Annotated in this window: 22 protein-coding genes and 1 pseudogene; 9 read left to right on the top strand and 14 right to left on the bottom strand. The window is 61.5% G+C overall.

Annotation, left to right across the window (positions count from 1 at the left end):
* Nucleotides 1–124 precede the first annotated feature (124 nt).
* Both NW851_RS00920 and NW851_RS00915 read right to left on the bottom strand, forming a co-directional pair.
* Complete coding sequence (locus tag NW851_RS00920; protein WP_414336607.1) at nt 125–1591, bottom strand: sodium:solute symporter family protein; 1467 nt, start codon at nt 1589–1591, stop codon at nt 125–127.
* Nucleotides 1584–1790, bottom strand: coding sequence for a hypothetical protein (locus tag NW851_RS00915; RefSeq protein ID WP_414335810.1), 207 nt, complete (start codon nt 1788–1790; stop codon nt 1584–1586). The genes NW851_RS00920 and NW851_RS00915 overlap by 8 nt, the downstream gene beginning before the upstream one ends.
* Nucleotides 1791–1904: 114 nt before the next feature.
* Between NW851_RS00915 and dprA the strand changes: the two genes are divergently transcribed.
* Nucleotides 1905–3047, top strand: a complete 1143-nt coding sequence (gene dprA / locus NW851_RS00910) for a DNA-processing protein DprA (RefSeq protein WP_414336605.1) — start codon at nt 1905–1907, stop codon at nt 3045–3047.
* Here dprA and NW851_RS00905 read toward each other — a convergent pair.
* Together NW851_RS00905 and treS are read right to left on the bottom strand one after the other, a co-directional pair.
* Nucleotides 2986–3735: an SOS response-associated peptidase gene (locus NW851_RS00905; protein WP_414336603.1), complete on the bottom strand. Its 750-nt coding sequence runs from the start codon at nt 3733–3735 to the stop codon at nt 2986–2988. The two genes, dprA and NW851_RS00905, sit on opposite strands and share 62 nt — an antisense overlap.
* 10 nt (nt 3736–3745) lie before the next feature.
* Nucleotides 3746–7150: a maltose alpha-D-glucosyltransferase gene (gene treS, locus NW851_RS00900; RefSeq protein ID WP_414336601.1), complete on the bottom strand. Its 3405-nt coding sequence runs from the start codon at nt 7148–7150 to the stop codon at nt 3746–3748.
* A 288-nt stretch (nt 7151–7438) separates the two neighbouring features.
* On the opposite strand from treS, the gene NW851_RS00895 reads away from it, so the two are divergent.
* Complete coding sequence (locus NW851_RS00895; protein ID WP_414336599.1) at nt 7439–7750, top strand: hypothetical protein; 312 nt, start codon at nt 7439–7441, stop codon at nt 7748–7750.
* 3 nt (nt 7751–7753) lie between these two features.
* Here the strand turns inward: NW851_RS00895 and NW851_RS00890 are convergent, their stop codons facing one another.
* The gene (locus NW851_RS00890; protein ID WP_414336597.1) at nt 7754–7981 is read right to left on the bottom strand and encodes a hypothetical protein; all 228 of its coding nucleotides are present in this window, start codon (nt 7979–7981) and stop codon (nt 7754–7756) included.
* Between NW851_RS00890 and NW851_RS00885 the strand changes: the two genes are divergently transcribed.
* Nucleotides 7968–8282 carry a hypothetical protein gene (locus tag NW851_RS00885; RefSeq protein ID WP_414336595.1) on the top strand — a complete coding sequence of 105 codons (315 nt, stop codon included), beginning with the start codon at nt 7968–7970 and terminating at the stop codon, nt 8280–8282. The genes NW851_RS00890 and NW851_RS00885 overlap by 14 nt on opposite strands.
* On the opposite strand, the pseudogene NW851_RS00880 reads toward NW851_RS00885, so the two are convergent.
* A pseudogene (locus NW851_RS00880) lies at nt 8262–9539 on the bottom strand (RNA-guided endonuclease InsQ/TnpB family protein). The gene NW851_RS00885 and the pseudogene NW851_RS00880 sit on opposite strands and share 21 nt — an antisense overlap.
* A gap of 86 nt (nt 9540–9625) precedes the next feature.
* On the opposite strand from NW851_RS00880, the gene NW851_RS00875 reads away from it, so the two are divergent.
* A complete protein-coding gene (locus NW851_RS00875) occupies nt 9626–9799 on the top strand; it encodes a hypothetical protein (RefSeq protein ID WP_414336215.1) in 174 nt (57 codons plus the stop codon).
* Nucleotides 9745–9897, top strand: coding sequence for a DUF4168 domain-containing protein (locus NW851_RS00870; RefSeq protein WP_414336217.1), 153 nt, complete (start codon nt 9745–9747; stop codon nt 9895–9897). The genes NW851_RS00875 and NW851_RS00870 overlap by 55 nt, the downstream gene beginning before the upstream one ends.
* Here NW851_RS00870 and NW851_RS00865 read toward each other — a convergent pair.
* From NW851_RS00865 to NW851_RS00850, 4 genes are all read right to left on the bottom strand, one after another.
* Nucleotides 9894–10571, bottom strand: a complete 678-nt coding sequence (locus NW851_RS00865; protein WP_414336593.1) for a chorismate pyruvate-lyase family protein — start codon at nt 10569–10571, stop codon at nt 9894–9896. The two genes, NW851_RS00870 and NW851_RS00865, sit on opposite strands and share 4 nt — an antisense overlap.
* A gap of 75 nt (nt 10572–10646) precedes the next feature.
* Entirely contained in the window at nt 10647–11150 is a 504-nt protein-coding gene (locus NW851_RS00860; protein WP_414335049.1) for an AbrB family transcriptional regulator, read from the bottom strand.
* The gene (locus NW851_RS00855; RefSeq protein ID WP_414336590.1) at nt 11147–11596 is read right to left on the bottom strand and encodes a Fur family transcriptional regulator; all 450 of its coding nucleotides are present in this window, start codon (nt 11594–11596) and stop codon (nt 11147–11149) included. Before NW851_RS00855 ends, NW851_RS00860 begins: the two co-directional genes overlap by 4 nt.
* Before the next feature lie 28 nt (nt 11597–11624).
* Nucleotides 11625–11948 (bottom strand): DUF1825 family protein, encoded by a 324-nt coding sequence (locus NW851_RS00850; RefSeq protein WP_414335060.1) that lies wholly within the window; start codon nt 11946–11948, stop codon nt 11625–11627.
* Between the two features lie 156 nt (nt 11949–12104).
* Here NW851_RS00850 and cobT point away from each other — a divergent pair, with 156 nt between their 5' ends.
* A complete protein-coding gene (gene cobT / locus NW851_RS00845) occupies nt 12105–13232 on the top strand; it encodes a nicotinate mononucleotide-dependent phosphoribosyltransferase CobT (protein ID WP_414336588.1) in 1128 nt (375 codons plus the stop codon).
* Here the strand turns inward: cobT and clpS are convergent.
* From clpS to NW851_RS00830, 3 genes are all read right to left on the bottom strand, one after another.
* Nucleotides 13181–13486, bottom strand: a complete 306-nt coding sequence (gene clpS / locus NW851_RS00840; RefSeq protein ID WP_011430234.1) for an ATP-dependent Clp protease adapter ClpS — start codon at nt 13484–13486, stop codon at nt 13181–13183. The two genes, cobT and clpS, sit on opposite strands and share 52 nt — an antisense overlap.
* A 221-nt stretch (nt 13487–13707) precedes the next feature.
* Nucleotides 13708–15486, bottom strand: coding sequence for a hypothetical protein (locus NW851_RS00835; RefSeq protein WP_414336586.1), 1779 nt, complete (start codon nt 15484–15486; stop codon nt 13708–13710).
* Between the two features lie 133 nt (nt 15487–15619).
* Entirely contained in the window at nt 15620–16021 is a 402-nt protein-coding gene (locus tag NW851_RS00830; RefSeq protein WP_414336584.1) for a hypothetical protein, read from the bottom strand.
* An 89-nt stretch (nt 16022–16110) separates the two neighbouring features.
* Between NW851_RS00830 and NW851_RS00825 the strand changes: the two genes are divergently transcribed.
* From NW851_RS00825 to NW851_RS00815, 3 genes are all read left to right on the top strand, one after another.
* Nucleotides 16111–16785: a RibD family protein gene (locus NW851_RS00825; protein WP_414335053.1), complete on the top strand. Its 675-nt coding sequence runs from the start codon at nt 16111–16113 to the stop codon at nt 16783–16785.
* 611 nt (nt 16786–17396) lie between these two features.
* Nucleotides 17397–17597: a DUF2811 domain-containing protein gene (locus NW851_RS00820; protein ID WP_011430239.1), complete on the top strand. Its 201-nt coding sequence runs from the start codon at nt 17397–17399 to the stop codon at nt 17595–17597.
* Between the two features lie 168 nt (nt 17598–17765).
* Complete coding sequence (locus NW851_RS00815; RefSeq protein WP_414335054.1) at nt 17766–19565, top strand: tetratricopeptide repeat protein; 1800 nt, start codon at nt 17766–17768, stop codon at nt 19563–19565.
* Here NW851_RS00815 and rpaB read toward each other — a convergent pair.
* Nucleotides 19550–20278, bottom strand: coding sequence for a response regulator transcription factor RpaB (gene rpaB / locus NW851_RS00810; protein WP_414335055.1), 729 nt, complete (start codon nt 20276–20278; stop codon nt 19550–19552). The two genes, NW851_RS00815 and rpaB, sit on opposite strands and share 16 nt — an antisense overlap.
* Nucleotides 20279–20681 lie beyond the last annotated feature (403 nt).

Here is a 20681-nt window from a genome sequence, read left to right as displayed (position 1 = left end):
GGGTGAGGGTCGTCCCTCAGGGAGAGGGGCCGGGGGTGAGGGTCGTCCCTCAGGGAGAGGGGCCGGGGGTGAGGGTCATCCCTCAGGGAGAGGGGCCGGGGGTGAGGGATCTGTCTCAATCCAGTTATTTCGAGATCTCCTCCCCCCAAGGGCCGCTCTCATAGTAGGCGGCCAGCCTCTCCGGGTCGGGCTGAGTGAGCAAGCTCACCCCCACCAGCACCGCCGTGCCGACAACCACCGCCGGGATCACCGGCAGCCAGCCCCCCGTCCAGGCTTGGGGCAACAGGCCCGCCAGCCAGCCCAAGGTGAGACCGCTGGAAACCAAAGCTCCGGCTACGGCCCCGGCGCGGGTAGCCCGCTTCCAGTACAGGCCGGCCACCAAGAGGGGAAAGAGCATGGCGTTGCCCTGAAAGCTCCAGGTGGCGATCTGGGCGATGAGCCCCGGTGGCCTGACGGCAATGGCAAAGGAAACCAGCCCAATCCCCAGCACCACCCAGCGGCCCAACAGCTCCTCCTGGTGCGGAGAAAGCTGGCGCTTGAGCAAGGTAACCACCAGATCCCGGGTAACCAGGGAGCTGGCTGTTAGCAGTTGCGAGTCCGCCGTAGACATCAAAGCCGCCAGCGCCGCTGTAATCACCACTGCCGCCACGCCGCTGGGCAGGGTCTGCAACATCAGCGGCATGATCTGATCCGGCTGCTGCAGGTCTGGAAAAGCCAGCCGACCCCAGACGCCAATGAGGGCTGCCGGGAAAAACACCACTAGGATCAGCAGCGGCCAGACCACCATCAGGGTCTGGAAGGGACGGGCACTTTTGGCCATGTAGAAGCGCTGAAAAAATTGGGGGAAAAGGGGCGTGGCCATCAAAAACAGCAGTTGGTTGCCAAGCAGGGTCTGCCAGCTCCAGCGCCCCTGGGGGCCGGGCAAGCTCAGCCAGGGATCCAACCGGCTGCCGGCCTCTTGGCCCCAACTCAAGGCCACGGCCACAAAGGCCACTCCCATCCCCACAACCAAGATGATCCCCTGCACCACGTCCGTCCAGACCACGGCCTGGGAGCCGCCGAAGAGGACATAGCCCAGGATGACCAGCGCCACCCCCACCGCCAGGGGCCAGTAGGGGATCCCTTCCCCCAAAACGGCGGCCAGGGTGCGCGCCCCGCCAATGATCTGGATGCTGATGTAGGGGGCGGTAAACGTCAGGGCGCTTAGGCAATAGAGCAGGGCCAGGAGAGGGCTGTTGAAGCGGTGGCCAAAGAACTCTGAGGGGGTGATGAACCCAAAGTGGCGGGCCGCCAGCCACACCCGGTAGCCCACCCCAAAAAACAGCCCTGAGATCAGCGCCGTGGTGACCCCCACGGCCAAAAAAATCCCCAGGCCGTGGGTGTAGGCATCCGCCGGCACGCCGAGGAAGGTAAAGGCGCTGAGCAGCGTCGCCAGCGTGGTCAAGGTCAAGGCCAGGGATCCCAGCCCCCGCCCTGCCAGGAAATAGCTGACCGGATCCTGGCCGCTGCGGCGGTAGCTCCACCAACCAATGGCCGCCAGCAGCAGCAAGTACACCCCCACCACCCCCAAACTCAAAACCGTGTCACTCATCTCCAGCCCTGGGCCAGCAAGTTCGCACAAAGTAGAAGTTCAGGGGCACCAACAGCAGCACCGCCAACCCTGCTCCCCAGTACCAAGCCGGGATCCCCAATAGCTGCGGCTGGGCCGAGCGGGATCCCACCCAGGTCAACAGCCACAGCAGCGGATAGATCCCCCACACCCAAGCCTGGCGTCCTTGTCCAAGCCGCAATGGCCTTGTCGCCTGAGAACCACCAGCAGGATCCAACCCTAACATTCACTTATCTCCTGCTTTTTTGCTGACCATTACTTAAGGTACTACAGCCACTGTTGGGGGGAGCTGAACTTGTCTTTCTCGATTTCCCCTTCCGATCCTGCCGGCAAAAGGGAGGCTGGGGGCGAACGAGAGCGGCCCTACTGGCTGGCTTGGGCGCGGATTAGAGGGATCGGCCCCCACCGCCTCAAGCGGCTGGCGGAGTTCTTTGGATCCTTGGAACGGGCCTGGCAGGCGGATGTTCCGGCCCTGCTGCAGGTAGAGGGCATTGGCCCCACCCTGGCAGAAACGATTGTCTCTGCCCGTCCTGGCCTCGACCCTGGGGAGATCCTGGAGCAAACCCAAAAGCCCCGCATCCCCTTCCTAACCCCTGCGGATCCCGGCTATCCGCCCTTGTTGTGGGAGCTGCCGGATCCACCGCCCCTTCTCTACGTCTTAGGCGAGTGCCCCGACTGGCAGCAGCCGGCCATCGCTATTGTCGGCACCCGCGCCCCCACCCCCTACGGTCGGCAGTGGACCCAGAAAGTCAGCGCCGCCCTGGCGGAAGCTGGCTGCGTGGTGGTGTCGGGACTGGCCACCGGGATCGACGGCATTGCCCACCAGGCCTGCCTGGAGGCAGGCGGCAAGACGGTGGCCGTGGTGGGAACTGGGGTGGATCAGGTTTACCCCGACCACCATCGCGCTCTCTACCGGCGCATCCTGGAACAAGGGGCCGTCCTCAGCGAATATCCCCCCGGCACGCCGCCGGCCAAGGAGCACTTTCCCCAGCGCAACCGCATTATCGCCGGCCTCTGCCGCGCCACCCTGGTGATGGAGGCCCCAGAGCGCTCAGGGGCGCTGATTACCGCTCACCTAGCCAACCAATACGGGCGGGAGGTGTATGCCCTGCCGGGGAATATCGACACGGCAGCGGCCCGCGGCTGTCTGCACCTCATCCGCAGTGGTGCAGCGATGATCCTGGGGATCGAGGAGCTGCTCCAAGAGCTGGGCTTGGTTGAGGGATCCCCTCTCCCAGACCAACCCTTGTCCGCCGGCCCCAGGGATCCGCAGCAGCAGCTTCTCTGGCAGCTCCTGGGCAACGACATCCTCAGCCTCGATGCCCTGGCTCAGGCCACCCAGATGGACATTGCCACCCTCTCCAGCACCCTGCTGCTTATGGAACTGGAGGGCTGGCTGGTGCAACTGCCGGGGATGCGCTACCAGCGGGCTCGCTGAGGTTGGATCCCTGCACCGCTTCTCCGATGGGAGCCCGGCATGTGGGATCCTCGTGGCGAGGGTTGTTGACATGGGTGCTGACGGGGTAGGCGGCCATGGCCTCTGCCGGGTAGGGGTGAAGCAAGGGCAGGAGCCGCGCCGGATCCCGCACCTGCGGATCCAGCCAGAGGTCGTAATCGTCTTCTAGCAAAATGGCCGGCATCCGCTCGTGGAAAAGCCCCATTAGCCGATTGGCTGGCGTGTTGAGGATGGCGCAAGTTTCTCTCTCCACCCCTTGTGGGCTGCGCCAGCGCTCCCAAATGCCGGCAAAGGCAAACACCGGTCGATCCAGCAGGTAAAACCAGTAGGGCTGTCGCTTGGCCGTGCCCTGGTCGGCCCACTCGTAGAAGCCATCTGCCGGGATCAGGCAGCGGCGGCGGCAAAAGGCCTGGCGGAAAGAGGGTTTCTCGGCCACGGTCTCGGCGCGGGCATTGATCCACCCGGCCTTGGGAGTGCGGCTCCAACTGGGGATCAAGCCCCAGCGGAACTGAGTGGCCTGGCGCTGAAGGGATCCCGCCACCACCGCCAGCAGCGGCTGAGAAGGGGCGATGTTGTAGCGGGGCTGGAGCGCCGCCACTGCCCCCTTCCCGAGTTGAAAATGCTGCTGCAGCCGTTCGGGAGCAACCGCCAGGCTAAACCGTCCGCACATCCGGGATCCCTCAAACCTGGGTGGAAATGCCCAGCAACTGCAGGATCCCCCGCAGCGGGATCTCCACCTGCTCGGGACGGTGGTTGAGCTCATAGCCCAGCTCGTAGATGGCCTTCTCCAGCAGATAGGCCTCTAGCAGCACTTCCAGCTCCTGCGGGCTGCGGGGCAGAAAAGCCCCTTGGGAAGCCACCTGGAGATACTCGGCCAAGAAAGCAGCACAAACCCAGCGGTGCCAAAACTGGGCCCAGCGCATCATGTCGGGGCACTTGTCCCCGCAGACCAGGCCGCTTTCCAGTTGCTGGCGCAAGCCGGTGTGAACGGCGTAGTGGAAAGAGCGCAGCATCCCTGCCACATCCCGCAGGGGGCAGCGTTTGAGGCGGCGTTCTCCCAGGGAGCGGGCCGGCTCCCCTTCAAAGTCGATGATGACAAAGTCCTTGCCGGTAAACAGCACCTGGCCCAAGTGGTAATCCCCATGGCAGCGAGTGCGCAAAGCCGTGATCTTCCGCTCCAGGATGAGGCGGAAGCGGCTCATGATCTCCCCTTCTTGGTCGCGAACAGCCCGGGCCAACTTGGCCTCCACCTCCGGCAGCTTGGGGATCTGCTTGTTCAGCAGCGGAAACACCTGCCCCACCAAATTGCGCATGGATTGATAGATGGAGCGTTGGTAGAGACTGGAGAAGGGCTCGGGGGCAAAGTCTTTGTTTTCGGTGTCGGCAGCCAGAGCAAGGTGTAGCTCGGCGGTGCGCTTGGCCAAGATCCGCACCGACTCCAGGTAGCTGCCAATGGTGGCGTAGGCCAGCTCCGGCAAGGGGAGTTGAGACAGCTCCAAGAAGGATCCCTGCGGAACGGGCACGGGATCCACCTCTAGGTAGTGAACCAGCACCGTCTCGAAAAACTGCCCCAGGCTGTCCAGCGTGTAGTGCCAGGCATCCCCCTCGTTGGGGATGTACTCCTGCAAAATGGCCAACGTGATGGGCTGATCGCTGGGATCAAAGCCCCGCGCCCCACGGCGGCGGCGATATTCCAGGGATCCCAACAGCCGCGGCACCCGCACCTGGGGATGGTGCTCCAGCAGGTAGCGGCCGATCTCTAGCTCTGGATTCACCCCCTCGGCCACCTTGCGATAGAACTTGAGGATGTACTGATTGCCGTAGACCACCGAGGTGTTGCTCTGCTCCGCCTTGAGGATGCGGGGTTCAAGGCCGAGGTCGTACTCAAAGGGAGCAAAGGTGGTGGCCCACAGCTCCCCTGAGGAGTGGCGCAGGCGGCCCTGCTGGGCGATGATCTGCAGCGGCAACGACAAAAAGGTTTTATCGGCCAGCGCGTCGAAAAGCACGCCCGGCGGATCCCCGGCCACCTGCACAGGGAGGATGACTGCCTGGGGCGCCTCTACGCGCAGGTGCAGGGCCGCCTCTTGAGTGGCGTAGCCCACGGGTAAAGAGTAGAGTTCTGCTTCCCCCTCGGTAAACTCGACTTGCAAGAGCAAAATCTGGCCCCGAAAGGGGGGATCCCCTTCCCGGTTACAGGGAATGGCATCCAAAACCTGGGCCGACTGGATCTGGCGGGCTTTGGAGCCGAACCAACGGCAGCGGTAGAGGTAGTCGCCCAAGACCGCCTCCACCTGCTTTTGGCTTTCCCCTTGAAAGAGGCTTTCCCACGTGCCGTTTTGAACCAGCAGGGTGGGCAGGCGATCCAACTCTTCTGGCTTGCTGTGACTGGGGTGGATCCGCTCCGTTGGTCGCTGCGGCTCGAGGGAAAACCAGTAGAAGGAGTGGGGGCCCAGGGTCAGGAAATAGGGCAGTTGGCCGATGGGGGGAAACGGCGTGCGCCCGAAGATCTCCACCGGGATCAGCCCCTCCCAGTGAGCCAAGTCCAGCTCCACGCACTGGACATAGCGGGAGAGATTGGCCACCACCAGGATGCGCTCGTCGCCGTAGGCCCGCATGAAGGCCAGCACCTTGCGGTTTTCCGGGTGCAGCAGCTCAAAAGAGCCGCGGCCAAAAGCTTGGAAGCGCTTGCGAACCGCGATCATCCGTTTCATCGTCCACCACAGGGAATAGGGGTTGTTCCGCTGCGCTTCCACGTTGACGGTTTCGTAGTGGTACTCGGCGTCGATGACAATGGGCAGGTAGAGCTTCTGCGGGTTAGCCCGAGAGAAGCCGGCGTTGCGGTCGGCGCTCCACTGCATCGGCGTGCGCACGCTGTTGCGATCCCCCAGGTAGATGTTGTCCCCCATGCCGATCTCGTCGCCGTAGTAGATCACCGGCGTGCCGGGCAGGGAAAACAGCAGGCTGTTCATCAGCTCGATGCGGCGGCGGCTGTTGCCCAGCAGGGGCGCCAAGCGGCGGCGGATGCCCAGGTTGACCCGCGCGTTGGGATCCTTGGCGTACACCTGGTACATGTAGTCCCGCTCTTCGTCGGTGACCATCTCCAGGGTGAGCTCGTCGTGGTTGCGCAAGAAAATGGCCCACTGGCAGGTTTCGGGAATGGGGGGAGTCTGCTGCAGGATGTCGATGATGGGGAAGCGATCCTCCATCTGGATGGCCATGAACAGCCGCGGCATCAGGGGGAAGTGGAAGTCCATGTGGCACTCGTCTCCGTCGCCGAAGTAGGCTACGGCATCTTCCGGCCACTGGTTGGCCTCCGCCAGCAGCATACGGTTGGGATATCTTTCGTCAATGTATTTGCGTAGGGCCTTGAGGAAGGCGTGGGTTTCCGGCAGGTTCTCGCAGTTGGTGCCCTCCCGCTCGTACAGATAGGGCACCGCGTCCAACCGCAGGCCGTCCACCCCCATGCTCAGCCAAAAGTCCACCACCTCGAAGATGGCCTTCTGCACGGCAGGATTGTCGTAGTTGAGATCCGGCTGGTGGGAGTAGAAGCGATGCCAGTAGTAGGCTTTGGCCACCGGATCCCAGGCCCAGTTGGAAGTTTCAAAGTCTTGAAAGATGATGCGGGCCTCTTTGTACTTTTCCGGGGTGTCGCTCCAAACGTAGAAGTCCCGCTCGGGGGTGCCGGGGGCGGCGCGCCGAGCCCGCTGAAACCAGGGATGCTGATCGGAGGTGTGGTTGAGGATCAGCTCGATGATGACGCGGATCCCGCGTTGGTGAGCGGCATCTAGAAAGATTTTGAAGTCCTCTAGGGTGCCTAGGGTGGGGTTGACGTTGGTAAAGTCAGAAACATCGTACCCATCATCCCGCAGAGGGGAGGGGAAAAAGGGCAGCAGCCAGAGGGCCGTGATGCCCAGATCCTGCAGGTAGTCCAGCTTTTCCGTCAGGCCCTGGAAGTCGCCCACTCCATCGCCATCGCTATCGGCAAAAGCCCGCACCGGTAGCTCGTAGATGATCGCGTCTTTGTACCAGAGGGGGTTGTGGGTTAAGGGAGAGACGATGCTGCGCAGAGGGGCTTGGCTCATCATATCGGCAATAGAAACAGGATTTGGACACCTTGGCAACCCTAACCGTTGAGTGGGGATCCTCTCAATAGACTGCAGCCTTCTCTTGGGTGCCAGGGATCCCGGCAGGCGGTGCGGTTTTGGGCCTGACAGGGCGATTTTAACCCCTCACCCCCGGCCCCTCTCCCAGCCCTCACCCCCGGCCCCTCTCCCAGAGGGAGAGGGGAGGTGGCGAGTGCTCTGGGGTTTGGGGTGGCAAGGGATCCCCCTGGGTTCTTATGCTGGTGGGCGACAGTTGCAGTGAGGCCGAGCGTGAGAGTTGTCTGGGAACGCAGCATTTACGGGGGCAATGGCCGCGTGCCCTGCATTATCTGCGGCGGATGGGCCACCCCGATCCAGAAAAAGGGGCAGCAGGTGCTGCTGGCGGTGGTCTACAACGACCGGGGCCAAATCTATGGCGAGATCTGCCGCAGTTGCCTCAGCCTGGGGGCCAAGGGCATCAAAGAGTATCTACGGGAGCGGATTGCCCGCCTGCGTAGACAACTGCAAGACCTGGAGGAGCTGGAGCGGGGAGAGGTGCAACTGCCCACCTTGGAGCAGGAGCTGAGCGCTTACTTGGATTGAAGACTACTCTTTCTGCCGCTCAACCTCGAAATCCCGTTTGGTATGTCGCGGGATCAACTCCAGCCGATCAATGTCGTCTCGCCAACTAGGGGGAACTCTGCGAAAACACAGGCCAAACAGCTCGTGGGCTAAGGCGATCCGTTCTTTGTCAATATGCAGGTAAGCCTTGCCGAATAACCCGTCTACCATCCACAGCCCTATCGCCCAAAGGAGCGGTATGAGCAGATTCATCCTCAGTCTCATCCCCAAGCCCTCTCCCTTGCCGCAGCCGGCTGTGACCTCTGCTGCCTGGCTTGCTCTCTTGAGTGCCGGCTTGAGTGGGGCTGCTCTCTGTTTGGCAAGTTTGGCCCCTTGGAATGCCCTCAGCCCGGCCCGAGGTTTGAATGATGTGGCCAGCAAAACGGCTGTTGTTGGCACCCCTCAGTTGTCCGGCAACGCGGATCCTTCTTGGGCGGCCTCCTCCGTCCCCCAGATGGGCAACGCCTCGGAGATGAGGATCTCCCCTTGTAAACTACCCGACTCCGACCGCTAAGCGGTACGGAGCGGGCTTAAGCGCTCCGCGCCGCTGACGCGAATGGTAGCCCTGCAGTTGGCAAGCCAACCACGGGCCTCTGGGCCGGTTTACAGCGACCCCCAAAAGCGCAATCACGTTGGCACCGTTCAAATCCGCATCCCCTTCCCAACCACAGGCCGGGTTCACACAACGAAAATGCTTCCCTTCCCGCTGCCCAATCCACAAACACCGGTGACAGGTCTGCGAGCTGTAGGCAGGCGGCACCACCACAACCTGGGTCCCTGCTCTGGCGGCCTTGTAATGCACAAACTGCCGCAACTGGTAAAACGCCCAACTGTTCGACCGGCGCCGCTCCGTCTTGCTGCGTGGCTGTTGGTTGGTACGCTCCCGGATCCCGGTCAGGTCTTCCAAGGCAATAAAACGGTGGGTGGCCAGTGCCCTAGCAACAATGGCTTTGGAGATGCAGTGGTTCACCCAAGCTTGAAAGCGTCTCTCCCGACCAGACAGCCGTTGCAGCAGTTGCCGACACCTGCGCCGAGAACTGCGTGTGCCCTTACCGGCCTTGCGTTGCAGAGCCGCCCTCAACCGGGAGTAGTGGTCTCTGACCCGGTTCAACTGCTGTCCATTTCAGTGGTCTCCTTCTGTTCGCGTCAGCGGGACGGAGTCCTTGGTATGGGCAATATCTCTCCTACCCAAGTCCACACCAATCGCCCCGGTGGTGTCTCGTGGCTCCGGTGGGTCCTGCTCCACGCCAATCTGGATGTAGTAAGAACCATCTTTGCGCTTGATGAGCGTGGCCGATTTGGGATTGGTGCCTGCCAACACGCCCCGCTGGTAGTTGCCCATTGCCAACTCAAAGCGTTCCCGCCCCTCAACGGTGGTCAGCGACACCGTCCAGTCCCTCTCACGGAAAGAGAAGATGCGGGCGTCAAAGGACTCCGTCCCGCTAGCGCGAAAGGTAACAAAGCCAGACTTGAACGCTTTGACCGGACGATTCTTTTGCTGGGCAACCTTGCGGGCAGCGGCCAGCCTTCTGCACACCTGTTGTGCTAGGTTGCTGGATAGCCCGAAGCGGGTACGAATTGCGCGGTAGCAGAGCGATTGAAGCTTGACTGCGTTGACCGCCTTCTCTGGCGTGTTTTGGTTGACCCAGTAAGGCCTACGGCCCGCTGGCGCGAGGAGTGCTTGTGCAAAAGCCGACAAGGTTGCCTCTAGCTTCACGGCTTGCGAAGCAGACACCTTGAGCTTGCAGGAGATAGTCAGGACTTGGGTCATGTCACAACTATATGTCGTCCGCATTTCTCCCGAGCCTGACCCTACGGGTACAGGGCGGGGCTCCTGCAGTTTCTAGCTGAAGATTCTTGAAGCCTTCCCCAGAGCAGATCGACCGCTTCGCCCGCGCTCTTCTGGCGGTGCAGCCCCTTCTGGCGGCCACCCAAATCGCCTGCAGCAGGCCAACGGCAGCGAGGAACGTCGGCAAATTGAACAACAGTTTGAAACCGCAGCCGCCAAGGTCATCGCCGCCCATCAACTGACCCCAGAGGACTATCACCGCATCTCTGCCAGCGCCCAGTCGGATCCGGGTGTAGCAGCCGCAGTCACCGCAGCCGTGCGCCGCTGGATGTCGCCCTAGCCCGACAAGACCCTGGCCTGCAGGCGGGAGGAGAAAACTTCGTAAATAACCGTCAAAGGTTGGCCTCGGTGCAGCAAAAGATAATGCCTAGCCCAGAAAGGGCCAGGACACTGCAGCAGCCGGGCAATCGGGTCTGTCTCACCATAGTAAAGGCCGCGCAGATCGCGAAAGGTCTCCAGTTTTTCTTGGATTAGATTTTGGCCAATGGGCAAATCGGGATGGGGCAAGTATCGAGCCAGATGGTCGGAGTTCCACCAAGAGGTGGCATAGAGCAAGGGCTGCTGAGAGGTTGCTCCACACAGCCAAACCCGCCGCCGCACCAAGGGGGATCCCAGCCGTGCCAAATCCTTGGCCAGCCGTTGCATGGACTGGGGGGCGGCCCTCTGCTCCGCCGGCAAATCGACCCGGCCCGTGTCGAGCAGATGGGCCTGAATCGGCTCTTGGGTCAAGGCAGCTAGGTTGCGGGTGGTCAAGCCATCCCCCAAGAGCAGCAGGCGCAACACGGGATCCACCTGCACCAACTCAGGCTGTAGCGGGTCTGCCTCCCCCTGCCAATGCAGTTGCAGAGGCCACCAATCGCCTTGGCCAGAGGAGACGTTAGAACAGAGAGCAGCGCTCCAAGGGGATCCTGCGGCGTCGGCCTGGTAGGTCAGTGGAGAAGGGGAAAGTTCCAAGGCGGAGGTTCGGTTGTTAAGTTCTGTATCGCTCCTTAGTCTAACCCACCCCCTGCTGCAGCTCTAGGGGCTTGCCTAGCTGGTGCCCGGCTGGATCAGCAGCCGTACCACCCAGGGGACGACCACGATGACGCTGATCAGGCGGGCCAGATGCATGACCACCACTGTGCTGGTTTGGGCTCCCATGTCCAGGGCAATCAAGCTCATATCGGAAATGCCCCCTGGCGCCGTGCCCAAGATGGCCGTGAGGCGCTCGATGCCCAACCAACGGGAGATCAAATACCCCGACAAAACTCCCGTGCCCACCGCAATCACCGTACAGAGCAGGGCCGGTCGCCACAGATCCTTCAGGGCAAAGAAGGTCTCAGCAGTGAGCTTGCTGCCCAAAAGGATGCCCAGCACCACCTGCATGACAAAGCGGATCCCGGCTGGGGGAGTGGGGATCGGGATCGCCCCCCAAACATTGACCAAACCCACTGCTACCATCGAGCCCACCAAGGCTCCTGCCGGCAGCCTCAGCTTGACTGCGATCAGGGCACCTGCCAACCCGATCAACACCGTCCAGAGATAGTTCATCATTGCGGCTTGGCCTCGCGGCAAGGGGATCTCTGCAAAGCAGGGCTTGGCCCACCTTTTCCACGACATTCGGCGCAAATGCCGTAGAAGTCCAGCACATGGTACTCGATCACAAATTGGTAGCGGCTGGCAAGCTGCTCCTCCAGATCTTCCACCGGGCAATCCGGCAGAGGCACCACCCGCCGACATTCGGTGCAGATCAGGTGATGGCGGTTGTGGCCGTTGCTGGGCAGAACCTGATAGTAGGTTTGCTGATCCCCCAAGTTGACCGCCTGCAGCTTGCCCTCATTGCGCAGAGCATCCAAAACTCGGTAAACCGTGGCCAGACCCACCGTGTGGTTGGCATTGCGTAACTCCAAAAAGATCTCTTGCGCCGAAAGGGGCTGTGAGCGCTGCTCTAGCAGCTCCAGAATTAATTTCTGGTTGCGGGTCTGGCGGGAAGAAGACATGAGCCTTTGTCTGGGTCATTCTTTGGGGTCAGCGCTCAGAGTCTGCCTCGGCTTTCATGCGCTCTAGGGTCTGGTGCATCTGGTCGAACATTTGGGTTAGGGAGAGCCCAAATCCCCCAAGCTGGGTTTGCAGTTGTTTGATGGTCATCTGAGCCATAAAGTCGTCGGAGAGCTCCAGCCGCTTCATGAAAATGCGCTGGCGCTCCAGCAATTCTTCCATTCGCTCAATGAAGATTTTTTTGCCTTCCCGGTCGAATTGGCCGTAGCGCTCGCCAAGTCGCATCAGGTTTTGGAAGTCCTGAAACAGTTGCTTGGCTTCTTCTTGGACGATCTCCGAGTCGAAAAAACTCATGGCCTTCGGTTTGCTCTGCATAAACTGTATTGGATATACCCATCCTATCCGATCGGGTTGGGGGGCGCAGTCCCTGCCGTTTTCCGGCCAGTACGGGATCCCGCCCTTCGCTTGGGTGGAGAATGGAGTTTGGGCCTGTCTGCCCCGCTCTCTGCTATGTTCCCCTTTCCTGGTGTGAAGGCTTACACGCAGCCGGCTTTGGCCCGGCAGTGGTGCCAACGGGTGCAGGGATCCCGACCGCTGTTTTTGGCCTGCCTGGGGTTTACGGAAACAGCTCTTGTGCCGGGCATCTCCGCTGCCGGCGCCACGCCCTCCTTGCGGCGCTACACGGCCCTTGCCGATGGAGAGGTGCTGCTGGGGGGCTATTCTCACCGCTTACCCACCTCTCCCGATGGCTATCCTTCACCGGTGGTGATCAGCCGCGCCGTCCTGAGGGAGTTGGGGATCCCCTGTCGCGTGTTCGACTGTGGTTTGCCGGAGCCGCTGCCGGGGGCAGAAACGGCAAGCGCCAGGGGGATGGCCCGCTGCTTGAGCACGGGGCAGGCTTTATCTCTGGAACAGGTGAGATCCCTGTGGCAGGAGGGGTATGGGCGGGGATCCCGGCTGGAGTCGAGCTACTGCGTCATCGGCGAATGTGTGGCAGGGGGCACCACCACGGCACTGGCGGTGTTGCTGGGGCTGGGCTGGCAAGCAGAGGGCATGGTCAACAGCAGCCACCCGGTCTGTAACCACGCCCAAAAGCTGGCCTTGGCGCGGCAAGGTCTGGCCCATCTCTCGCCCAACGCTACAGCGCCAGAGGTGGTGGCCGCTGTGGGGGATCCGATGCAGCCCTTTGTGGCCGGACTGGCGATGGCGGCAGCCCAGCGGGGGCCGGTGCTGCTGGCGGGCGGCACCCAGATGCTGGCGGTGCTGGCCCTGATGCGGCGCTGGGGGGAAGAGCAAGGGATCCCTTGGCCCCCGGAGAACGTAGTGGTAGGCACCACCCGCTGGGTGGCCGAGGATCCCTCCGGCAATACGGTGGCCTTAGCCGAGTTGCTGGGGACTGCCCCCCTTTTGGCTACCCAACTGAGCTTTGCCAATAGCCGCTACGCCCCCTTACAGGCTTACGAGCGGGGCTATGTCAAGGAGGGGGTGGGGGCGGGTGGGCTGGCCATTGCCAGCAGCCTATATGCCGGCTGGGGCCAGGCAGAGCTGTTGGCCGCCGTTGAGCGCAGCTACGAGCAACTTGTGCTTCAGGCCGGCTCCAGGGGGGCCATCGTCAGGCCCTCCCGCAGCAACTGTTGATGGTAGAGCTCCGCTTGCTCTTGCGGGCCGACCCAGACGACCGCTTGCCCTTCGGCATCCACCTGCACGGTTAGTTGTCGCGCCAAGGGCAGGGTCATGCCGGGGATGTACTTGAGCAGGCATTCGGTAACGTGCTGAAAGGTGTTGAAATCGTCATCCAAGACGATCACCTTGAAGTGGGGGTAGGGCTGACGAACCCGGGTTCTCGATGGAGACGACTGCTGAGCAGGTCGAGTGGGAGCTTCCGTGGTCATAGCAGCAGAACTCAAGACAACATCCGGTAACTTTGATGCCTTAGATCCGATTCAACTTTCTCAACAGACAAAAATTTGCCGCTGTTGATTCTGAATCTATTCTAGTTCCTAGTCTAGTGAACTCTGGTGAACGCATTGGCGTCTGCCGGCAGCCCCTATTTGCCTTCGGATCCCCTGCCGGTGCAAGAGATGGGAAAGAGGTGCGGATTCCCGACCCACTCTCACAACATCAGCTCTTCCCGCAGGGAGCGGCGGGGCTTTTTGCCGCCGAAGTGGTGCTCAAAATAGAGGGCGGTGGCCTGCGACAGGATCCCGGCTTGGGCAAGGGCCTGGCACAGGGATCCCGCCGGCGGCAGGTGCTTCTGGATCTGTTCGATTTGGACGGCGCTGACCAGCCCCGAGGCCTTAAGGTAGTCGGCTACATGCCGTCCACCTGCTAGGTACACAGAGTAGCCGTCTTCGCTGAAAAACTTGACCGTCTCTGGCTTGAGGCCGCTGTGGTGGGTCAGCACATCCGTGAAGGTGCCGCCCTCTGTTTCCCAGGCATGGATGACGGCTTCGATGCCAGCATTGTCGAGGAGGCCGGCTGCCCGCAATTGGGTCAAGATCCGCTGCACCCAAGGGGTGGCCCGCTGCAGCGCTTCCAAGTCCTCTTCTCCCAAATACCCTTGGGGCGGTAATTCCCCTTCTGCTGCTCTTGCGGCTACAGTCGGCGTTGAGATGGCCTGCGGCGGGACTTGTTGCTGGGCCGTAGGCGCGGTGGCAGGGGGAGGGGCTGGCTGTGTCTGAACTGCTTGCAGTTGGGCTTGGAGCTGACGCACCTGCTCTTGGGCCTGTTGGAGCTGGGCTTGGGTTTCTTGGAGTCGGGCTTGAGTTTCCTGCAGTTGCATCTGCAGCCGGTGGATGGTCTCGGCGGCTTCTTGGCGAGCGTGGGCCAGGTCGGCGATGAGGCGAGTTTTCGTCGATTGAGCCAGTTGGAGTTGGTGCTGGTGCTCCTGCAACGATTGGCTCAGGGTGGCCAGTTGGGCTTCCTTCTGCTCCAGCGTCTGGCGCAGGTGGGCTTCCGTCTGCTGGTGCTGCTGCAGCCGGGATCCCAGCTCTTGCAGCTTGGGTTTGGCCTGGGATTGCCATTCTGTCAGCTCGTGGCAGCGGCGACGTAAGGTCTCCAGCTCGGCTTGGGAAGCTTGCAACTGTTTGGCCAGGGCCTGGACTTGCGCGGATCCCCGATCTTGCTGGGCTTGGAGCTGCTCCTCCAACTCTTGAATGCGCTGCTGGGCAGCCCTGTGTTGCTCGGATCCCTGCTGAATCTGGGCGGCCAGTTGGGCTTCCAACTCGGCCATTCGCTGCTGCTGGGCCTGGTAGTTAGCAATCTGCTGCCGCAACTGCTCGGCTGTAGCTTGCTGGTGCTGTCGCTCCTGCTCCAGTTGCGCCTTTAGGGCGGCAACCTGCTCTTGGTAGCGCTCCAGTTGGGCTTTGTATTGCGCGGTAGCTTTGTGAACCTGCTGCGCTGCCTGCAGCGGCGAAGCGTAGAGGGGAGGCTGATCCGAAATGGTGGACCACTGCTCCACCATCACTTCCCAACTGTTGGCAGCTCCTCGCCGTCGCCGTAGCTGCTGCTGCTTGTCGAGGGCCCACTCCAACCAGTGGGGTTGCACCCAGCCCTGCTGCACCAGGATCTCCCCCAACTTGCGCTCGGGGTGGTGCTTCTGCTGAAGCAGAGCTTGATACACGTGCTCCAGCTCCAGGTAGCCGTGCAGCACCAGGATCTCGCCGATGCGCACCAACTCGACCGGGATCAAAGGATAGAGATCTTGCGGGGCAACCCAGCCGTGCTGCATACACAGCTCCCCCAACATCAGGGGGCTGTCCGCCTTTTCCCACATGGCCTGAGCCAACTGGGCGGGGGTGAGCAACCCCGCTTTGTTGAGGGCTTCCCCCAAGCGGATCTCGAACTTCTCCCGCTCAATAGCGGCTGGGCTGGAGCTGGTCAACGGATTCATGGGGCCTCTCGGACATGAGGAGTAAGCTTAACTACAGCTATCATGTCGGAAAATTCTTAGAAAGGCGAGGGAGTGTAACTGTGATGCATTTTGTCAAGCCGGGGATCCACGGATGTTGCAGGAATGTCCATCTTTAAGCTGCAAGAGGCCGTTGTTCCCGGCTCTGAGCAAACTGCTGAAGCCGGCGCAGCATCAGCAATTGTCCCAAGCCCAAGGGCAAGAGAGAAACGGCTTCTACCCGCAACTGCACCCAGCCGTTCCCCCACCGCCAATCACAGTAGCCATCGGCTCCGCCCCACATCAGCAGGCGCAGCCGTTCCGGCAGCAGGGTTTCCACTTGGTGCGGGATCGAGAGGGGGCCCCATTGGACGGCAAAGGTGCTGCCCGGCTCCAGCCTGGCGGGCAGGGATCCCTGCAATTGCTGTGGCCAGATCCACTGCTGCAACAACTCCACCTCGGTCAAGCAGCGCTGTATCGTCGATGCACTGGCCTCGACTTCGATGCGGATGGTGGAAGATTGGAATGTCCCGAGCATCCTTGTCCCGCGTAGGTGACCCCAAAACCAAAGCGGCAAGGGGGTGACCCCTGTTAACTCTATTCTGGCCGATTGCTCCCGATTTGCCTTTGAAAACGGCTCGTCCCCATGTGGTGGCCATCTTGGCCCAAAGTCTGGATGGCAAGCTGGCAGCTCACCGCGGGCAAAGGCCCCACTTCGCCAGCGCCGAAGACTATCGGCACCTGGAAAACCAAGCTGCCCGGCAACAGGCTTTGATTATGGGGGCGGCCACGCTGCGGGCCTACGGCACCAGCCTTCGCCTCCGGGATCCCGAGCTCATCCAACGCCGACTCCAGCAGGGCCTCTCTCCTCAGCCTCTGACGATCATCTGCTCCGGCAGCGGGGATATTCCTGAGGATTTGCCGTTTTTTCGGCAGCCCCTCACCCGTTGGCTGTGGACCACTCCCCAGGGATCCCGGATTTGGGAGAACCGCACCGGCTTTGCAGATATCTGGGTGGCTGCCGATTGGGATCTGCCGGCACGGCTGGCCCGCCTGCGCAGTTTGGGCATTGAACGGGTGGGGTTGCTGGGCGGGGGGCGGCTTTTGGGGGCGTTTTTGCAGGCAGGGAGCTTGGATGAGCTGTGGGTAACCCTGGCGCCGGTGTTGCTGAGTGGGTATGCCGATGCCCCGGCTAGCATCGAGGGCTGGCAACTGCAGGGATCCCCGCCCCAGCTGGAGCTGCTGGAGTGCCACCGTGGCTCTAAGGAGCTGTTTTTGCGCTACCGGGTCGAGTGGCCCTGAGGGGGCTCGCGAGAAAAAATTTTTGGACAAATTTAGATTTCTCAGAAATCCACAGGTTTTCCCCAGACTTTCCACAGGCGGGCGGGCTGTTTTCCACAGACTCCTTGCCACAGGAAACGGCAGCGAGGGTTTCTGTGGAAAAGTCCAAACTGGAAAGTTCAAGCGGATACACCTTTAGAAATGTAACGGGATCGCGCCGTTTTTGCCGATGGCATCAAAACCAGCGGCGGACTCTAACAAACTTGGAGCCGCTGCCCAGGATTGACAGCCCCCATGGGGCAGAGGGCAGAATAGCCGCACCTGAGGTGAGGGGGAGATTTTCCTGGCAGCTCTCCTCAGAGGCAAAGAACCCTTTGCCCAAGAACTCTATCCCTTCTCCTGCCTGAGACAAGGCCAAGGGGCAGCCTGGTATCCTCTGGCCGCTGCCGGACGGGCTAGGGGCAAACTTCTACAGACTGTCTTGCTTTTGACGGGGCTGATGCGGCCCCCGGCATACCCAAGTTAGAGAGCTGGGTTGGTTTGTTTGCGATTCCCTTCTAGGCAGGCCCGGTTTTGGCCGGATCCCTAGGTTTTCTTGGTTTCACTGTTAACCCCGAGTAGGTGGTTGGGCTATGGATTCTCCCACCGTCAGCATTTTGAGCGAAATTCCCGAGGAGCTACACGACACTCTCAAAAACTACCTCTCTCGTCACCCCGACTGGGATCAAGATCGGGTGGTGACGGCGGCACTCTCGCTATTCCTGCTCCAGAGCGGAGACACAGATCGGCGCGCCGCCCGTATTTACTTAGACAGCCTGTTTCGCCGCAACTGAGCCCTCGGAAGGCAAGCCCCGAGGATGGCCCGATGCATGGGCGGGGGGTTAGGAACACTCTGTCAAGAACGTCCTACTAACCTGAACTGTTAACCTGAGTAGGAAGATGTCCCGCTGTTGCCGCATGCCGGCGGGAAGGGTAAAAAGGGATCCACCAAGGGAAAAACCGTGCCACAGGGCTTCGGGCGAGGAAAAAGCGACCGGCAGACGGCTGGGCCAAAGGGCCTAGGACGAGGCTCCGCTCTACCCCCCTGCCCTTCCCCGGAGGCGACCCTGGCGCTGGCCGAGCGCCACCGACAAGCAGGGGATCTGGAGACGGCACTGCACCTCTGCCGGCAGCTTACCCGGGCCCATCCCCACCTGTTCGCCGCCCAGGCGTTGCTGGGATCCCTCTATCTGCAGATGGGGGATCCCTGCCAAGCCCTGACCCCCCTGCAATTGGCTTTGCATCTGAGAAGGGACTGGGTGCCAGCCTGGCAGGAGCTGGGCGATGCCTGGATGCTACTGGGCAACCCGGAGGAGGCGGCGCGCGCCTATGAACAGGGCTTGGCTTTTGCTCCTGCCGATGGGCAACTGCTCTTGCGGTTGGGCAGTTGTTGGCTGGCTTTGGGGAAACGGGAGCAGGCGATTGCGGTGCTGCGCCAGGCCGCAGCAGCCCAGCCTCCCCAAGTTTATGCTTTGGCGGCTTTGGGGAACGCCCTCCTGTTCGACAACCAGCTTGGGGAAGCGGAAGCCTGGTTTCGCCGCGCTCTCGCCCTGGCGCCGCAGGAGGGGCGGATTCTCGTCAACCTCGGCCACTGCCTGCACCTACAAGACCGCCTAGAGGAGGCCGCCGACTGTCTGCGACAGGCCATCCCGCTGCTGCCGGAGGAGGCGCAGCCCCACAACAACCTGGGCACCGTCCTGCAAGAGCAAAACCAACTCGAGGCCGCTATTGAGGCTTATCGGCGCGGCCTGCAGTTGGCCCCCGACTGGCCGGAGATCCATTACAACCTGGGCACGGCCTTGCTCACCCTGGGCCGCTATGAGGAGGGGTGGCGGGAGTACGAATGGCGGCTGCAGCGACAAGGGGCAGCCTATCCGCGCTTCCTCTCGCCCCTGTGGCCGGGATCCCCTCTGGGCCAGCAGACGCTGCTGATCTACGCCGAACAAGGGCTGGGGGACACGATTCAGTTTGTGCGCTACCTGCCGCTCTTGGCCGCCGCCCATCCTGCAGCCCAAATTTTCTTCCGCTGTCAGGGATCCCTCGTCGAGCTGGTGCAAGCCGCCTTCCCCCAGGTACAGGTTATCTCGGAGAGGGATCCCTTGCCCTCTTTCGACCAGCACCTGCCCTTGCTCAGCCTGCCCCACCGCCTGGGCACCACGCTGGAGACAATTCCCGCCCGCATCCCCTATCTGACCTGTCCCGATGGGAGCTCGGCCTGGCCGGAAGATTGGCCAGAGCTTCCCCCGCGAAAACTGAAGGTGGGACTGGTATGGGCCAGTGGCCGCCGCGCCAACCCTGAGCTAAACCGCGTGCAAAGGCTGAAAAGTTGTCCTTTGGACTTGCTGCTCCGGGAATTGCCAACGTCCGCCATCCAGTGGGTCAGCCTACAGGTGGGGGAAGATCTAAGCCCAGTGGGATCCCTCCTGGAACAGCACCAGGTGATGGAGTTGGGATCCCGTTTTCGCCATTTTGTCGATACAGCCGCAGCCGTTGCCCAGTTGGATCTGGTGATCAGCGTCGATACAGCCGTTGCTCATTTGGCCGGCGCGATGGGCAAGCCGGTGTGGGTGCTGTTGCCCTTTGCCGCCGATTGGCGCTGGCTCCTCCAGCGGCAAGACAGCCCCTGGTACCCTGAGACAATGCGCCTGTTTCGGCAAAACACACCAGGAGACTGGGTTGGCGTGTTGCGGCAGGTGCGGGTCGCCCTCGAAGAGACGCTGTCAGGGATCCCTTCTCAAAACCCCACCTATTCCTCGCCCTGAACGATGCGCTGAAACAAATAGCCGGTGCCGCGGGCCGTCAGGATCAGCTCTGGATTGCTGGGGTCATCTTCCAGCTTGGCCCGCAGCCGCGAAATGTGGACATCCACCACCCGCGTATCCACATGGCGCTCCGGGGTATAGCCCCACACCTCCTGCAAAATCTCGGAGCGGGAAAACGGCTCCCCCGAGCGGCTGACCAACAGCTCCAGCAGACTGAACTCCATCCCGGTCAGGCGGATGCGCTCGTCCCGTTTATAGACCTGCCGCTTGTTGGTATCGATGCGGATATCCCCCACCTGAATCACTCCAGAACTGGGGATCCCCTCGTGGCTTGCCCGCGCCACCCGTCGCAGCACCGAGCGAATGCGGGCTTCCAGTTCCTTGGGCGAAAAGGGCTTGACCACATAGTCGTCTGCCCCCAGCTCCAACCCCGTGATGCGGTCGGCCACATCCCCCAACGCCGTCAGCATGATGATCGGAATGTCGGATTCCTTGCGCAACTCCTGGCAAACTCCATAGCCATCCAGCTTTGGCATCATCACATCCAGCACCACCAGGTCGGGATCCTGCTTGTGGAAAACCTCCAGCGCCTCCTCGCCATCCGAAGCCGTAACCACGTCGTACCCGATCATGGACAGACGGGTTTCCAAAATGCGTCGAATGCTAGCCTCGTCGTCGACCACCAGAATCCGTTCCTTACGCTGTGCTTCCACGGTGCCGCAACTCCTGAACTTCTCAATAAAAAAGATTAGAAAAATTGAGGCAAGCGCTAAATTGGGGTGAGCAGATGCAATGGGGCCGATCTGGAATGGATGGGTTTGCCCAGGGAATTTCAGACCCCCCAACTCCTCGTCTGTTGGCGGCCAAAGCCGCACCTCAAGGATGCAGCCCTGGGAAACAGACACAGAACAGCAGGCTCTTTGGCCACCGGACTCGATCTTAAAGTTCTAAACTTTGTCCAGCAGCACAGGCGTGGCCCCCTGACAAACCCTTGCGGTTGACCCCTGCCAAACCTGAGAAACCTTCGTAAGAAGTTACTTTCTACTCCTTAATTTATCATCCAGAAACGGCTGCTACCCCACCTTGACGCTCTATTCTGCGGCAATTTAGCCCAAC

This window comes from Synechococcus sp. H55.7 (assembly GCF_047462395.1).
Taxonomy (GTDB): domain Bacteria; phylum Cyanobacteriota; class Cyanobacteriia; order Thermostichales; family Thermostichaceae; genus Thermostichus.
The sequence above is the reverse complement of the archived record's forward strand: the minus strand, read 5'-3'. Positions and strand labels throughout refer to the sequence as shown.